At 44.8% G+C, this 15,387-nt stretch carries 20 protein-coding genes and 1 tRNA gene; 1 reads left to right on the top strand and 20 read right to left on the bottom strand.

All coding sequences use genetic code 11. The features are described from left to right. Positions 1–28: 28 nt before the first annotated feature. The 8 genes from ACSU1N_RS03335 to ACSU1N_RS03300 all read right to left on the bottom strand — a co-directional run bounded on the left by ACSU1N_RS03335 (position 29) and on the right by ACSU1N_RS03300 (position 5,073). A complete protein-coding gene (locus ACSU1N_RS03335) occupies positions 29–292 on the bottom strand; it encodes a KEOPS complex subunit Pcc1 (RefSeq protein WP_440060189.1) in 264 nt (87 codons plus the stop codon). Continuing rightward, the gene (locus ACSU1N_RS03330) at positions 270–1,403 is read right to left on the bottom strand and encodes a hypothetical protein (protein ID WP_440060188.1); all 1,134 of its coding nucleotides are present in this window, start codon (positions 1,401–1,403) and stop codon (positions 270–272) included. The genes ACSU1N_RS03335 and ACSU1N_RS03330 overlap by 23 nt, the downstream gene beginning before the upstream one ends. 169 nt (positions 1,404–1,572) lie before the next feature. Next, complete coding sequence (locus tag ACSU1N_RS03325; RefSeq protein WP_440060187.1) at positions 1,573–2,178, bottom strand: KH domain-containing protein; 606 nt, start codon at positions 2,176–2,178, stop codon at positions 1,573–1,575. Beyond that, positions 2,151–2,930, bottom strand: coding sequence for a serine protein kinase RIO (locus tag ACSU1N_RS03320; RefSeq protein ID WP_440060186.1), 780 nt, complete (start codon positions 2,928–2,930; stop codon positions 2,151–2,153). Before ACSU1N_RS03320 ends, ACSU1N_RS03325 begins: the two co-directional genes overlap by 28 nt. Further along, a complete protein-coding gene (locus ACSU1N_RS03315) occupies positions 2,927–3,259 on the bottom strand; it encodes a translation initiation factor aIF-1A (protein WP_440060268.1) in 333 nt (110 codons plus the stop codon). The genes ACSU1N_RS03320 and ACSU1N_RS03315 overlap by 4 nt, the downstream gene beginning before the upstream one ends. Next, complete coding sequence (locus ACSU1N_RS03310) at positions 3,249–4,313, bottom strand: NMD3-related protein (protein ID WP_440060185.1); 1,065 nt, start codon at positions 4,311–4,313, stop codon at positions 3,249–3,251. The genes ACSU1N_RS03315 and ACSU1N_RS03310 overlap by 11 nt, the downstream gene beginning before the upstream one ends. A gap of 11 nt (positions 4,314–4,324) precedes the next feature. After that, complete coding sequence (locus ACSU1N_RS03305; protein WP_440060184.1) at positions 4,325–4,645, bottom strand: DUF424 domain-containing protein; 321 nt, start codon at positions 4,643–4,645, stop codon at positions 4,325–4,327. Beyond that, on the bottom strand, positions 4,645–5,073 hold the full coding sequence (locus ACSU1N_RS03300) for a translation initiation factor IF-2 subunit beta (RefSeq protein ID WP_440060183.1): 429 nt from the start codon (positions 5,071–5,073) through the stop codon (positions 4,645–4,647). Before ACSU1N_RS03300 ends, ACSU1N_RS03305 begins: the two co-directional genes overlap by 1 nt. 69 nt (positions 5,074–5,142) lie before the next feature. On the opposite strand from ACSU1N_RS03300, the gene ACSU1N_RS03295 reads away from it, so the two are divergent. Then, positions 5,143–6,429, top strand: coding sequence for a tRNA (N(6)-L-threonylcarbamoyladenosine(37)-C(2))-methylthiotransferase (locus ACSU1N_RS03295; protein WP_440060182.1), 1,287 nt, complete (start codon positions 5,143–5,145; stop codon positions 6,427–6,429). 409 nt (positions 6,430–6,838) lie between these two features. On the opposite strand, the gene ACSU1N_RS03290 is transcribed toward ACSU1N_RS03295, so the two are convergent. The 12 genes from ACSU1N_RS03290 to ACSU1N_RS03235 all read right to left on the bottom strand — a co-directional run bounded on the left by ACSU1N_RS03290 (position 6,839) and on the right by ACSU1N_RS03235 (position 15,375). Beyond that, positions 6,839–6,913 (bottom strand) — tRNA-Arg (locus ACSU1N_RS03290). A gap of 81 nt (positions 6,914–6,994) precedes the next feature. Further along, positions 6,995–9,700, bottom strand: coding sequence for an alanine--tRNA ligase (alaS, locus tag ACSU1N_RS03285; RefSeq protein WP_440060181.1), 2,706 nt, complete (start codon positions 9,698–9,700; stop codon positions 6,995–6,997). A gap of 86 nt (positions 9,701–9,786) precedes the next feature. Further along, positions 9,787–10,113, bottom strand: coding sequence for a 50S ribosomal protein P1 (gene rpl12p, locus ACSU1N_RS03280; protein WP_440060267.1), 327 nt, complete (start codon positions 10,111–10,113; stop codon positions 9,787–9,789). 94 nt (positions 10,114–10,207) lie between these two features. Then, positions 10,208–11,230, bottom strand: a complete 1,023-nt coding sequence (locus tag ACSU1N_RS03275; protein WP_440060180.1) for a 50S ribosomal protein L10 — start codon at positions 11,228–11,230, stop codon at positions 10,208–10,210. Between the two features lies 1 nt (position 11,231). Continuing rightward, positions 11,232–11,873 carry a 50S ribosomal protein L1 gene (locus tag ACSU1N_RS03270; RefSeq protein ID WP_440060179.1) on the bottom strand — a complete coding sequence of 214 codons (642 nt, stop codon included), beginning with the start codon at positions 11,871–11,873 and terminating at the stop codon, positions 11,232–11,234. Between the two features lie 3 nt (positions 11,874–11,876). Continuing rightward, positions 11,877–12,386, bottom strand: coding sequence for a 50S ribosomal protein L11 (locus ACSU1N_RS03265; RefSeq protein ID WP_440060178.1), 510 nt, complete (start codon positions 12,384–12,386; stop codon positions 11,877–11,879). Between the two features lie 2 nt (positions 12,387–12,388). Then, positions 12,389–12,862, bottom strand: coding sequence for a transcription elongation factor Spt5 (locus ACSU1N_RS03260; protein WP_440060177.1), 474 nt, complete (start codon positions 12,860–12,862; stop codon positions 12,389–12,391). A 2-nt stretch (positions 12,863–12,864) separates the two neighbouring features. Beyond that, positions 12,865–13,047: a protein translocase SEC61 complex subunit gamma gene (locus ACSU1N_RS03255; RefSeq protein ID WP_440060176.1), complete on the bottom strand. Its 183-nt coding sequence runs from the start codon at positions 13,045–13,047 to the stop codon at positions 12,865–12,867. A 12-nt stretch (positions 13,048–13,059) separates the two neighbouring features. Continuing rightward, positions 13,060–13,944 (bottom strand): signal recognition particle-docking protein FtsY, encoded by an 885-nt coding sequence (gene ftsY, locus ACSU1N_RS03250; protein ID WP_440060175.1) that lies wholly within the window; start codon positions 13,942–13,944, stop codon positions 13,060–13,062. A gap of 6 nt (positions 13,945–13,950) precedes the next feature. After that, positions 13,951–14,436, bottom strand: coding sequence for an ATP-binding protein (locus ACSU1N_RS03245; protein ID WP_440060174.1), 486 nt, complete (start codon positions 14,434–14,436; stop codon positions 13,951–13,953). Further along, complete coding sequence (rpl18a, locus tag ACSU1N_RS03240) at positions 14,433–14,696, bottom strand: 50S ribosomal protein L18Ae (RefSeq protein WP_440060173.1); 264 nt, start codon at positions 14,694–14,696, stop codon at positions 14,433–14,435. Before rpl18a ends, ACSU1N_RS03245 begins: the two co-directional genes overlap by 4 nt. Beyond that, complete coding sequence (locus tag ACSU1N_RS03235; protein ID WP_440060172.1) at positions 14,689–15,375, bottom strand: translation initiation factor IF-6; 687 nt, start codon at positions 15,373–15,375, stop codon at positions 14,689–14,691. Before ACSU1N_RS03235 ends, rpl18a begins: the two co-directional genes overlap by 8 nt. Positions 15,376–15,387: the final 12 nt, after the last annotated feature.

The raw sequence follows: 15,387 nt of genomic DNA, 5'->3' as shown, positions 1-15,387 counted from the left end.
GCTGATTATAACACCAACTTTTAAGCTTTCAAACAGTAAGAGCCCTGATCCTAGTAATCATATCTATTAGTGAGAGAACCTCGTCTAGCGTACCCCTCACAGTATTTATACAAGTAGCCTTAGATACACATACAGCTTCTAAGACGTATACTGCCCCGCTTTCTTCTTCCCGAATACAATCCCTGATTTCTAGATCCGGGCCGGGGTACTCATTATCCGGTCTAAGCGATTCAAACACTGCCCTCGCGAGACGGGGGTCGAGCCTGATTTCAACTCTTAACGATACTTCCATCTTCCTTAACCCTGCACAATTGGTAGGGGTCGCAATGCGAGTAGACTTCTTCAACCGGGTACCCCGCTCTCAGGAGCTCGCTTGCTGTAGTTATAAAATCCCCATCTCTCAAGAATATAAACGGCTTCCTTACATCACCTGGCTGGATAAGCCTCAGGGCTTCAATTAAAGGCTCAGGTCTCGAAAGAGGTTTCGGGATTTCAATAATTCTACCCGGTTCCTCTATTATACGCGAAATCTTGACTACTATTTCATCGATAATATCTTCATAAAGATTCAGTATATCATATACTAGTTTCTGGTACAGTGGCAGCATTAGGATATGCGTGAAAGAATCGTTGTAGAGTCCTATGTACACTAAAATAGCCCCTATTAGCTCGTATAGATCTATCAGCACACCATCAATTGTTGTAGCGTATACGAATCCAGCTAGCCTCCTCTGAATCCGATCCTTGAGCGATTTATCGCCAATAGTGTTTGATTCAAGCAACGTCATGAATTTTTTCAGTTTTTCCATATCTTGCTCGATCCCGGTCTCGGAAGCCTTTGTGTCAGGGCGTATCTTTAATTCCTCTAGGATTTTCCTAACAACATTTTCTCTCCCAGTAACACCTGGTATCGGCGGTATAAGCGTCCTAGTAATAGCTTTGACTATACTAACCCTCTTATAGCCCCAGAACCTAAAACCTAGGTCTTGCTCGATAACCCCTTTTGTTAAAAGCTCGTTTAGAAAGCTTTTCTCAACGCCTTTAAAACCTTCTCTACCTATGTCGTACCCTGTGAAAACACCGACAGCAATCGACAGTATCTTATCCCAAAGGGGTATCCCGTATTCTCTTTCTATCTCATAACTAACCGAGGCTGTTAGAGAAGAGTTCGGCTGAGGACTTATTACAAAAGGTTTCATACCCTTCGGGGGTGGTAGGTTCAGGATAACTATGTCCTCTCTCCTATTCTCCAATAACACAGATAAATCAAGGTTTAGTACGACTCCGACATTCCTCTTAGCTAAATTATGGAATAAAATACTCGCAGCAAAAATAGAATCTATATCTAGCCTCGGCACTATCCTGACAAAACCTTTGGAGGCGATTTGTCCTATAATGCCCAAACTTTTCGCACCTCGAACCACTGCTAGGAAGCCGAATTATACCTATTTTAAATCAGTTATTGCCAATTAATAATATCTTAGTAGAAAGCCCCTTGGGAACCGATGAAGAAGGAATCCGGGTTTAAGCATAGTATTAAACATAATGCTGACGAGGCCCGCTCCTGAGGTACTAGAGTTCCCGGGGCCTCCATAGTTCTGTCATCCTTCTCCTCTTGAGTTTTTCCATCTCTCTCTCAATAAAGCTATATACGGTGCTGTGCATTCTGCCTTCTATAAGCATTTCAATAGCTGTTTTAGCTATGTTAGCTGTTTCATAGTCTCCGATTATGGAGACGTAGGTATCGTAGACTGAAATATAGGTTCCAGTCATTTCCTCAATAATCCTCCTAGCCTTGCCTTCTTCGCCAATAATCCTTCCCAATACCCTTCTCAAATGATTCGGTTTATCTCCAACATACTGTTTCAACTCTATTACGATAAGTATCTGGTCTTCGCCCAGTAATCTCATTGCTTTCTCAGGAGAAAAACCTAACCCGATAGCTTTCACTATATCTCTTGCTTTCATTAGTTCGAACATTGTTGTCGAAGGGAATGCTGGCTCAATTATAATAGAGCCGCTGGTAGAGTCTATAGTTATCCTAGTACGTGTTCTCTCCTCGATCTCCCTTTTTACCTTTCCTTCACCACCTATCAAAACCCCTATTCTCTCCAACGGGATATTCTCGTAGAGTTTTGTGACCCCTATTGTTATTCTCCCTTTCTCTTCTCCAGACATTTCATTAAGCCCTCTAATACTTCTTTACTATCTCTCGTATTATTAAGCCCTATTTTATCCCTAAAGAATTCCTCTATCCTCTCTAAGTCTCTTTTAAGCAGATCTAGCGCGTTAGGATGGTTTACGTCTACAGCCTGGCTTACATCTATTATTACTACATCCAGGTCGGGCGTCACCATTATATTATACTCGGATAGATCCCCGTGGACGAGTCTAGCTTTACATACTATTTTCTCGATTTCTTCAAGGATCTTATTGTATACGATTTCTAGTTCTTCGGGTTCTAACTCCTCATACGCTTCTACTAGCAACGGGTATCTATGCCTGTCTTCGCCTATGAACTCCATGACGAGGACGTTATTATACAAACCCAGGGGCTTGGGGACTCTTACACCGGCTTCATACATCCTTGTAAGATTCCTGAATTCCTTCCTCGCCCAAGCATATATTAGTTCTCTCGTATTCCTAGGCGAGAATCCTTCGAAACGGGGGTCTCCAGCTATGTATTTGAGTATGCCCTTCTTGAATTCAGCCGAGCTTGTGAGATATATTTTCACGGCTACAGGTTTATCGTCGTACGTATATCCAAGGTATATCCTAGATTCTTTACCAGCGCTTATAGTCCCAGCCAGCCTCTTAATAACCTTCCTCCTCATTAATTCTACAACATTCAATACGGTGCGAGTGTCGAAAACTTCTTCAACTGTTTCGAAAAGGTCTTTGTCTTTCTCCCTCCTCTCCTCCCTACTCATATAAGCTCACTGATAGCATCCAGGAAGTCTTTGCTTATCACGCCTTTCTCAATAAGCTTTTCGACCTCGCTCCTACCATATTTGTATACTACTTCTCCCCTATCTGGCGAGAAATCCCACACGCCTGCTAGAACAATGTCTCCTTCGCTAATCCAGACGCGTTTCCTCATCCTACCAGGTATCCTAAGCTTCCTGTCCTGGCCGTCATAGCATTTCGCTAAGACGTAATCCCCGCCCAGGTGTTTTATAACACCGCATATTACGGTTCCTTCCCCGGGTAGAGGGGGTTCTTTACTACCTGCTTCACCAGGTGCTGTTTTAGGCAGTATTACCACCCGTATAGTTTTTTACGATATACTCATTATTATCTACTACGAATATTTTAATTTCATCCCCTTTCTCGATCCTAAACGGGATATTAGAGATAAGTGTTTCAACCATTTCCCCAGTATCCCTATTGAGGAGGTAGACCATGGATTTATCAATAGCGACTACCTCGTAAACACCCTTAATATAATAATTCTCGACGAGAACAACCTTCCCACCCCAGTATTCGTCGTATGGTATGAAAGCTCTCCTAGCCGATTTAAGATTCTCCAGGTGCATCCCTTTCTCGTCTAGTTTCACCACGATCCAGAGTTCGTTCCCGTATCTAACAATAGAGCCTTCGCTTACATCGGGTATTCTAACAGACAGCGTTAATATCCCGAGCCATCCACCCTTCCTTGCATCGTATTTCACGTTTTTGAAAGTCTCTTTCACCGTGCCGCCGAACATCCTAGATATCGTGTATGCTAGCTTCCGCGCTGGTAACTGGTCTATAAGCCTTATATCGAATCCGTTCGGAGCATCCTCTATCTCTAGTACAGCTTCTGCCAGTCCCGGATCGTTCCTGATAATCTCTTCGACCCTACTCCTTAAACTAGCTGCTTTCCCACCTCTAACCTGGATTATTGCCGTAATCTTCTTACTCGCTCTAGCCATGCACCTAGGGCAAACAGTCTTCTCGATGAAGACCTTTATACTATCTGTAAACTGGACGAAGTGTTTCCCGTTGATAAGCATATTAAAAACCCACTCCTGCTGGAATCCTCCTTTAGAGAATTCGTGTATGCCTCCTACGGGGTCTAGGCCGACGAGTTCTACCCCCGAGATCAGGTATTTGTGCTGGTGCTCTAGGATATGCTTTCTAATAATGCCCTCTAGAGTATCCTGCACCCATTCGCCTTTATACAGTATAGAGCCGCATTTCACGCATTGCTTTACACGTATCTCTACCTGTTTAGCAAAAGGGTTACCGTACTTTCTGAAACAGTCTATGCATAAACCGTTCACGTAGTCTTCTTCGGAAACCTCCCTACCACACTTAAGACAATACTTCAAGATCGCACCTCTCATAGAGTGCAGAACATAGCTATCTTAACACCTTTAACATCTAATACGCTCTCACTACTGACCAATCCTTCTCTCACCGCTAGTTCGACGATACTATTGCCCACGATATTACCCATAGGAGCATTTCTAAGCATGCTTAACGCTTCTTCTAGACTAACCAGCCGTCCTTTATAGAACTGAGGGTCGATGTATATGTTTATTCCCTTTTCTTCGTCAACTAGCCTAACTCCTAAAAGCTTTTCTTCACATGCTGCTATCAGCGTACCGCTTTCGGTCTCGTATATTTTGACATAGACGTTTACTCCTTCCATACCACCCATTAGAATGCCTCCAGCGTGGTCTCGGCTCCGCATGCTTCGCATTTCAGTATAAACGTCTTCCCCTTCTTAATTAGCTTGGTATGGAAACTCCCGCAAGTGGGGCATCTAACGTATTTTTTAACAAAGACGTCTAGGAATTTGTTTATTACTATAGCGTTAAACTTACCTTGCAGAACTAGTTGCCCAGCCTCGTTAATGATAGCTGGTACACCGAGCTCTTTAATATAGTAGTGTTGTAGTAGTGATTCGTCCCTAGCCAGGACATCGGCTATCTTCCTGAAGTTTAGTATAATAGTCTTGCCTCCTGCGACAACGACCTCTGCTTTGGGAACCTCGAATACCTCGCTACTCCCAGCCCTAGACGGTATCCTCGAGTATGCTCTATCCAATAGTTCTTCGTACCTATAGTCTCTTACATGCCTTGACATTATAACCCCGGTTATCTCATTAAGTGTAGTAAAGATTATATAATTGATTACGCAACGGTGCGCTTGCCGTTGAAGGTCTATATTGAGACGTATGGTTGTGCTTTGAATAAGAGTGATGAAGCCCTGATGATAAACACTCTTCTGAGCCGGGGGCATACTATAACTGGTTCTATCGAAGAAGCAGACGTACTAGTTATCAATACCTGTACTGTTAGGCTTGATACAGAGTATAGGATGGTGAAAAGGATTAAAGAACTACACGATTTATCGCTTAGCAAAGGCAAGAAGCTTATCGTAGCAGGGTGCATGGCTAAAGCGCAACCCTACAAGGTATCTAGTATAGCTCCTACAGCAAGCCTAGTATCGCCCCAGGCATCCCATAGGATCCACGAAGCCGTTGAATCCAGCTCGCGGGTAGTTCTATTACAGGACCTCAGGGAGAGAGGCCTTATAGGCGTGTGGCTGAACGGTAGGATGGCGCCGATACCCGCACAGGAAGGGTGTTTAGGAAATTGTAGTTTCTGCATTGTTAAACACGCTAGGAGGATACTCGTAAGCCACCCTATAGAGAGGATTAAGGAAGCCGTTAGAGAGGCTGTTGTGAAAGGCGCTGTAGAAATCGAGCTGACGGGTATGGATCTCGGAACCTACGGTATAGACCTTTATAAGAAGAGGATGCTGCCAGAGCTCGTCTTGAGCATTGCCGAACTAGAGGGTTCGTTTATGGTAAGGATTGGGATGATGAACCCGGAGCATTTAAGATTCATCCTAGACGGTTTAGTCGAGGCTTTGAAGCATCCGAAGGTATTCAAATTCCTCCATATACCGTTGCAGTCAGGCAGTAACAGGATATTGAAGCTTATGAAGAGGGGCTATACTGTCGAAGAGTATGTATATGCTGTTGAAGAGATCAGGTCTAAAATACCCGATGTTAGTATAGCAACAGACATAATCGTAGGGTTTCCGACAGAAACAGAGGAAGATTTCCAAGCCACACTAGATGTTATAAAGAGGCTAGGGTTTGAGAGAGTCCATTTAGCAGCATACAGTATCAGGCCCCATACCCTAGCCGCTTCAATGCCGCAGGTACCCACCCAGGTGAAGAAAGACCGTGTCCTAAGAGCGCTCAAGCTTATAGAAGAAGTAGGTTTAAGCAGTAAGAAGAGCTATGTGAATACTACCCAGGAATGTTTTGTAACCGAGAAGGGTAAGACCTGGGTATGCAGGCTAAGAAACTACATCCCAGTAGCCATCTCCTCTAGCACTAGCCTAGATAGTAAGGTAGATTTCGGCAAGTGGGTTAATACACGTATAGTCGATGCTACATTCTACGATCTGAGAGGTATAGTAGACTAGCTTCAACAGCCGGCCTGAACCGCAAGTAGTAGAAGCCGTGTTGGACATGATAACACTTGTTTTAATCCAGCCGAGGATACACGTGTATTGCCCTATGTTGAAACTTTGCTTCATCGAATATAATACTATAGTAAGACGGGTCTAAGAGATTAGGAATATTTGAATACTAGGCCCTTTTACCTACATAACTTGGAGAGTCCTAGCCCACTGTCCCTACATCCCACGGTAGACTCCTAAGCATGAAACCGCTAATCACCATACTTCCCGACTAGTGTATTCTAGAGTTTCTGAAAGAATCCTTTGCTCCTAGTTTTAGACACTGTGGTATGAGAACGAATACTATTTGTGAAACCGCTCCGAGGTATAGAGGCGTTAGTTGTAAGAATTCGACCAAGCGACTAGGAGATAGCGGGCCCGCGGGGATTCGAACCCCGGGCCTCCGGCTTAGAAGGCCGGCGCCCTATCCTGGCTAGGCGACGGGCCCTCTAAATCTTACATGGGTTTAAACGGATTTAAAAGCCTGTTTCCAGAACGCGTTTACATTTTCCTAGATTAAAATAATAGTCTATGCTTTGCACACTAGTTTTTCAACGATTTGTTCTACGATGTGTTCATCAATCTGTGTTGAAAGCCTCATGGTTATATGATCCGGTTTACCCCCGCCCCTACCATATACTCCAAGCTCTCTGACAAGGACCAGTAGATCCAGGCCCCTGGACTTTGCCTCGCTAGGATCTACAGCTGCTTCGAGTATATTAGTTGAGACTACTATTATCAGCTTCTTCCTCCGCAGAGAGGCTTCTTCAACAAGCTGCTTCCTCAACTGATCGTCTTCGAAAGGCTGTTTAATCAGATAGTATTCGAAGCCGCACTTGGATCTACGCATCCCCTTCTCGAGTAAAATCTCTCTCACAGCATCTCTATACTTCTTCAACAACTCCATCCTCTGCTCGAGCTCGCTCGATATTCTCTCCGCGGACGAGACTAGATCGCTCCCGCCGAGAATCTTCAAAGCCTTCTCTTTCTCACTCATTAGCTCGCTCATTATCTCGGGGAGCCTGGTTGAAGCCGCAAACTCTAGTCTTATAACACCTTCTTGTATCCTGTCGACGCTGATGATCTTAATCCCTCCTACTTCAGACGTGTTCTTAACATGGGTCCCGTAGCAGGCCTGGGCGTCTACACCCGGTATCTCTACAATCCTTACAGTATCCGAGTATACGGGGCCTCCCTGGTAAATCCTAATCCCATACCTGGATTCTGCCTCGAATTTACCTAGCCTGATAAAGTTTAGATCGATCCTCTCGTCTATGATCCTATTCGCCTCTTTCTCGATAGCCTCGATCTCTTCACTAGACAAGGGTTTATAGTGCGTTATATCCAGCCTGGCTTTATCAACCGTCTTCTCAGCACCAGCCTGCCATACATGGTCTCCGAGAACCTTTCTAGCAGCTGCTAAGACTATATGCGTAGCTGTATGATGCCTCATCAGCCTATACCTCCTACTCCAGTCTACTTCAACCACGACCTTGTCGCCAGGGGAGAGCCGGGGCTCTCTATCTAGTACGTGGACGATTACGCCCCCTACTTTATGGGCTTCTACAACATTGTATACCTCGTTTCCCACGATCAACCGGCCTGTATCATAGTCTTGGCCTCCGGCCCTAGGGTAGATAACTGTTTTGTCTAGTACGACCATACGCCCCTTCACTCCTAGAACTGTAGCTTCAACACTCCTCTGATACGGGTCCTGGTGGAATACAGGCACTGTCTCCCCGAATTCTAGAGCCCAGTTGAAGCTAGCCTCGGCTGCTTCAGCCTGCTTGCCGATCCTAGGGGGAGCCGAATGCCTGGATGCGACAATAGAATAGAAATTAGCTGGGACTTCGATATTAACCCCCATGCCTCTAGCTTTCTCAGCAACTATCTCCGCTGGTATACCGTATGAGTCGTAGACCGAGATTAGGTCGTCTAGTGTGAGAGACTTTTTCTTCGCGAGAATCCTCTTTAGCACTGAATCGCTCTCTACCAGGATGTCTAGGAATTTATTCGCCTCGATAGAGGCTACATCCAGGATGTAGTCTCTCTTCTCGGCGAGCTTGCCATATATGTAGTCTCCTCTCCAATAATCGATCTGCATATTAAGTAATTCGAGGAGAGTATCTCTCACCCTAGAGAATTCTACGCCAGCTAGCAGAAGGTTTCTGACAAGCCTCCTAGCGACAAGCCTCGCTAGATAGCCTTCTCCTGTGTTAGAAGGGACTATGCCGTCTGAGAGCATTAGCGCTAGCGTCCGTGTATGGTCTAGGATCGAGTACATGTAGATCGATCTCTCTAAATCCCTAACGTACTCTCCGTAACCCAGCCTAGCGGTCTCTTCAAGCAAGTCTTTAAGAGCCAGGTCTTCTTTATCGCTGGTCTCATACACGATCCTCTTCAACACATCGTAAGGGGGTTCTTCAATAGATAGTATATCTTTAAACCTGTCTACCAGCTTCCCATACACTGCGTGAAATCCTGTAGGAGTCTTCTGCGTGAGCCAGGTTATCCTCTCTATACCATACCCGCAATCAACTACTAGAACAGGGTTTTCGACACGTCTACCATCTACTAGCTTGTATTTCATAAATACTAGCGTAGCTACTTCAAGCCCGTCCACTAGCACCTCTGGCGCTGGGCCAGCGTTCCCACCACCCTCCCACCACGATTCCTTAAAGACTATATCATCGTATTCTAAACCGATCTCTCTCGTGAAGAAATCCAGGGTGTTGTCTATTACTCCTTCAACCCAGTAAACCCATTTACCGGGTTTATTGAAAGCATGCATACCGCCCATTTCAAAACTAGTCATATGCCTGCCAAACGTTAATCCTACGTTCTCTATATCGGTTAATCTAATCGAGGGCTGTACTATAACAAGAGGGTTGGAGGGAGGGTCTACTAGACCATCTGTTACATGGGGTTGGAAGACGATAATTGATGCTATCGTTAGATACAAGTCGTCTCTCCACTTAGCTACGACAGGATACGGGTCTACGAGTCCATGCCCCCTGCTCTTAAGGAATTCTATAAACTTCCTTCTAACCTCCTGGACTGTAAGAGGGTTCATTCTCTTATAGTTTTTGTACAGGAACTCGTATTTTGAGCAGGGTCTGTCAGGGCATGTCTCTCTCGGTAGAGTACTCCACATTAAACCCCCGCATTTCTTACAGGTATACCTTTCGTAGCCGTACTTCCTCAAGTAGCTTAAATCGATGTCACTACTCGACATAAATTCCCCTTCGCTAAATGAATTATTCAGCAAGGAAAAAGCTATTAAAAGTCTTAGTTTAAACAGGGTAAAACGCTACCGGTAGACTACATGCCGAATAGTGCGCCAAGACCTTCAGCAAGCTGCTCCTCGCTGATAGTCTCTTCTTTCTTCTCTTCTTCTTTCTTCTCCTCCTTCTTCTCCTCGGCAGCAGGCTGCTGAACCGGTTGCGCAGCAGGGGCTGCCGCGACCGGTGCTACTAATGCCTGTTCTAGAACCTTGCCGATATCTATTGTTTTCAAAGCTGCTACCAGGGATTTCACTCTAACCTCGTCTACGTTTACTCCCGCAGCCTCTAGTACCTTCTTCACATTCTCCTCATTGATCTCTTTACCAGCCTTGTAAAGCAGTAGGGAAGCATATATGTACTCTATATACACCACCCCAGCTAGAGCTTATGTATTACTACAGGGTTTTTAAATACATGCAAAGGTTTAAAATATAACCCTTACGAGAACACGTGCAAGCTTACATGCCGAATAATGCTCCGAGGCCTTCGGCGAGTTGGTCTTCGCTGATAGTCTCTTCTTTCTTCTCTTCTTCTTTCTTCTCCTCCTTCTTCTCCTCGGCAGCAGGCTGTTTAGCAGGCTGTGGGGCTACTTGTACCTGTAGCCCGAGCTCCGGCACCTTATCTGCTATAGCAGCAGCCAACGCCATAGCCCTAGAATGAGCGACTCTTACAATATACTCAACCGTCTCCGGCGTTACAAACGCTGTTTCAGCAGCCAGGCTTAATGCCTGCATATGGGCTTTTGCGAGCACTATCCTCAGTATCTCTGGCTCTGGCAGGGCTATTTCAATACCGATCTTTAGGTAATCGCTTACAGCAGCCTTTATCATCCCTACGTACTCGTCTATGTTGAGAACGAGTTTTTCACCCGGGATTACGACGCCACCGTCGTATGCTACTTTAATCTTCAGCCTTACTTCTTTCAGCGGGAGGTCTAGCTTCTGGAGTAGGCTGGCTAATTCAGCTGATATAGTATCTCCTGGTTTAGCTACTACAGTGTCTTTAGCAACCTGGATAGAGTTGCCGACTACCTTAGTAGGTATCTTCAGCCTGCCGAAAACGCTTAGCATAGGGCCTGGCGGTATACCAGTATCCCCTTCGGGTATGACGATTTCGCTTACAGCTATATCGCCTGGTTTATAGTACGTGTAAGACTTGTACTTGTCTAGCAACATATTTATCTCGAAAGCGTTCAAGTCTGATATTATAACCGCTATCTGGCCGGTTAAATACTGTGCTAGACCAGTACTCTCGGCATCGATACCTGCTTTGCTCAATGCTATAGCTAGTAGCTTAGGTTTAACTACTTTTATAAACGCCTTATTACTAAACTTCTTCCTAAGCTCCTGGAGCTTACTTGTTGGAAAACCTGTTAGATCAGCTATTAGGATAGACCTATGGTTTTTAATCTCGTTAGCTAGTTCTTCAACTAGTTTAACCTTCCACTCGGGTACCCTCTTCTCTCTAGTAACTGCAGGCATTTTAACCACCGACTTCTATAGGAGCCCCCATAGTAGTCTTGACTATTATCTTCCCAATATTGGCTTCCCCCTGGGGTAGTTTAGCTTCTACAGCTGTTATAACACTTAAGGCGTTCTCAGCAATATCCTCTGGTTTCATATCTACCGTTCCTACAGCAGTCATGATCTGCGGCTGGTCTTTAAGCCTTGCAACAATAGCGTTCTTATACCTGCTTATGAAAGCCGATATATCGGCTGTAGGGGGTACTGGAACAGGGGCTTTACCCCTAGGGCCTAGAGCAGGGCCTAACGTCCTTCCTACGATAGCCATTAGATCTGTTTTCACAAGAACCCAGTCGCATTTATCAGCTATCTTCTTAGCATTCTTTTTCGACATGCCTTGTAGATCGCTCGGTGTTAAAACCATTAGCGCTCCCGAAGCCCTAGCCTTCTCGGCCATTTCCCCGTCGGCTACTACGCAAATACTTTGGTCTTTACCCCTCCCCTTGGGCAGTATGACCGTCTCTCTTATCTTCCCACCTAGTTCTTTAACGTTCACGTCTTTCAACACTATTATGAGCTCTACTGACTCCTTGAAATTCCCTCTCTTATAGGCAAGTGCTTTCTCGACTGCTTGTGCTAGGGATTCTTTTGTCAAAGGCATTTACTACACCTCTTTCTCCCACTCAGGCTCATACTTGTTTAAAATCTCATCGTAGTAGCCCGTATCTACAAGCTTCTGGACTTCCTTGGGATCTTTTCCATCAACCGTTACACCTATAGATCTAGCTGTGCCTAGTATTGTTTTTACGGCTGCTTTCAACGTCCTAGCTGTTAGCTTATCCTTCTTCAATAATGCTATTTTAACCACTTGCTCGAAACTGATATCCCCTATCTTCTGGTGGGCTGGGTCCCCGGTGAACTGTTTCGCGCCTGCTTCTTTCAGTAGTAGTGCTGTCGTTGTAGGAACACCTACTTTGATCTCGTATTTCTTAGAAGTCGTATCTACATGTATTTCCACAGGCACGGTTAATCCTTCGAATTCCTTAGTGGCATCGTTTATAGCCTTGACAACCTCGCCTACGTTCAGCTTTAACGCTGATAGCGTTGGCCCTAGCGGAGGCCCTGCACTAGCTTTACCTCCTTCAACCATGACTCTTATAACCTTCTTACCCAACGCTACTCACCCTTCCTAACCGGTCTTACATACTCGCCCGGTATTGTTATAGGGATAGCATGTGCGGCTTCTAAAATGCTAACCGTAAGCATGTTTTTATTCCTATCTATGCTTGTAACCTGCGCTCTCATCCCTTTGAAGGGGCCTCTCACAATCTCTACCACGTCTCCGACATTAACCGATTCTACAACCAGCTTGGGTTTGACAAGTCTCTCCAGCTCTTCTTTAGATACGAGGATAGGGTTGCCGCCTTTAAGGTGTTTGATCTCAGAGATAACCTTGTATATTCCAGCTGGGTTAGCAGCCTCTATAAACACGTAGCCTCTTATACCCGGGGGTATTATGATACTTGTTATCCCGAGGTCTTCCCCTTTAGAAATATGCTCCATAACCCTCCTCTCTATTATTAATGCTACATCCAGCTCTCTCCCAACCACAGTCCTAACAGCATAGAACCTTGTTTCACCAGCCGACATTTCTAACCAGCCACCTGTGGAAACAGGAAAGCGTAGAACACTATTCTTATTATGAAAGCAATAGCGCCTACTATAGCTAGGCCTAACAAGCTTAGTTTAAGAGTAGTTACGAACTCGTCTCTCTCCGGTTTAGTCGCTAGCATAAATATCTTCTTCCACTGGTCAACCATTTCCCTAAAATCCATCAGCTACCCCTTTCACTCAGGTAAAATCTTTTCCAGGTATTCGATCGGGTCGAACGGTTTTAAATCTTTGTAATCCTGTCCGATGCCTATGAATATTATCGGTTTTCTAATAGCGTAGGCTATACTTAATGGGACTCCGCCCTGCTCGTATGCGTCAACTTTCGCTACCACAACAGCGTCTACGCCTATTTTCTCATTAAAGAATATCGCCTGTTGAATAGAATCATTCCCTGTTAAAGCATCTACCACAAGCACCCTCAGATGCGGTTTAACAACCCTCACGATCTTCCTTAGTTCTTCGACAAGGTCTACGTCTGTGTGCATCCTCCCTGCTGTATCTATTAGTACTATATCAAACCCCCTGTTCCGCGCATAAGAAATACTATCGAAAGCTAGCGAGGCAGGGTCTGCTCCATACCTGCCTGTGAAAACAGGTATCCCTATCCTGTCACCATGTATTTTCAACTGCTCCTGCGCGCCGGCTCTAAAAGTATCAGCGGCTACCATCAAGGGTTTAAACCCTTTGCCCCGCAGGTAGAAAGCTATCTTGGCTATAGTCGTAGTCTTGCCTACTCCGTTAACGCCTAGGAATACTATTTTAAACGGTTTATTGTTTCTCGCGAGGGATTCTAAATCTATACTACCTGCTTCTCTAAAATACCCGAGCAGGATGTTTCTCATATACTCTACGAGCTCTTTCCTATTCCTGACAAGCTTGTTTTCAACAGCATCTGCTAGTTTTCCGGCTAGATCCTCTGCGACCTCGTAAACTACATCGTTTGAGACAAGCTGTATCTTCAATTCTTCGATTTCTTCTAGTAGTTTCTCCTTCGAGAAAGCTACCGACGTAATTTTATCTACGAAGCTAGATAATACGCTTCTAAGCCTGCGAAACAATTCCTTCTACCGCTCTTGTGTCTTCTCGGATTCCTGAGAAGCTTGTATTTGCGCGTATACCTGGCTTAGTATCTGTTGTATGTATGTGTATTCTTCAACAACGCTCTTATAGTCTCTCTGGAGCCTGTCCACGATTTTCTTGACAGAACCAAGCCTTTTCTCAAGGATGCTTATACCTTGATCTCTAGGAACCTTCGCAAAATAGTTTAAACCAATATTCACGATAACATTACTACTCCAGCCTTCAGCTAATTGGGCTGGTATCATAGCTGAACCAAGCCTGTTGAGAAGAATATATATCTGCGACTGGTTCTCCGGAAGATTCCTCAACGTATCTAGCACTATTTGCAGCTCAGCATACTGGGATAGATACGTGTTAAGCGCTGACTGCAAGGCTCCAGCGTACTCTCTCAACTCCTCGGCTCTAGCAATAAGCTGGTCTAGTGTTACTACACTCCCTTTTTCCTCCGCCTCCTTAACCTCCTTACTCATTTAACAACTAACCTCTCGACCCTTGATAGTTCATGTACAAACATGTCTCTGGATTCCTCGAGCGGTATCTCCTCAACCTTCTCGATAACTATATGTTTCCTCCTCAGCTTGTGATTGCTTCCTAATATAGAGTATAGTTTCTCGATAGCATGCTCCTTGCTTAGAGCCCTGATCTCCTTGGTAAACTTCTGCCAGGTTGGATATCTATCGTGGCTTATCAACATCCTACCTTGGATCCTGAATATTTTAACCTCAGACATTACCACCACCGAAACCCCTCCTGATCCTGAGTATCTCGGGGCCTGTGGTTACACCACCTACGATTATCCCTTTATTATTAGCAATTAGACCACTCTTTATAAATGGTACTCCTGCGTTTACAGTAGCCCTCTCTACTATTACTACTTTCAACAACTTTTTCAATTCCTCAATCTCACCGTCTGTAATATCAGGGTGGACAACTCCCCCACTATCGTTGACCACGCTCAGGCTACCTGGTATAGGGAGATTCATCAAACTTTTCCTAAACACTTCTACCCCAAGGGTTTCCGAGACCTCTCTTAATTCTGTATCTGTAAAATCCGGGGATACAATACCTGCTTTATTATTAACGAGTATAGCGTTCCCAAAAGCCGTTATATTAGATTTTAAAATCGTTAATTCTAAGCCGTGTTTTGAAACCTCTTTCTTGAGTAATTCGAATTCGGAATCCAGGATTATATATGGAACTAAAATACCATTATCATTCCCGGCTATGAAAACACCGTTGAGAGGGCTACCAGATACTCTAAACTCGATTACTTCAACACCGAGTACTTCGCTAATAGTGTTTAGATCGTCTCTTGGGAGGCCGGGCGGGACGAGGGCTATCTTATTATTCGCAAAAATGTAAACACCAATATTAGAATTACCGTAGACGCTGAGTTTAACTATCTCCATTAAAACCGACAC

The organism is Thermogladius sp. 4427co, from assembly GCF_051933805.1.
Lineage (GTDB): Archaea > Thermoproteota > Thermoprotei_A > Sulfolobales > Desulfurococcaceae > Thermogladius.
The sequence above is the reverse complement of the archived record's forward strand: the minus strand, read 5'-3'. Positions and strand labels throughout refer to the sequence as shown.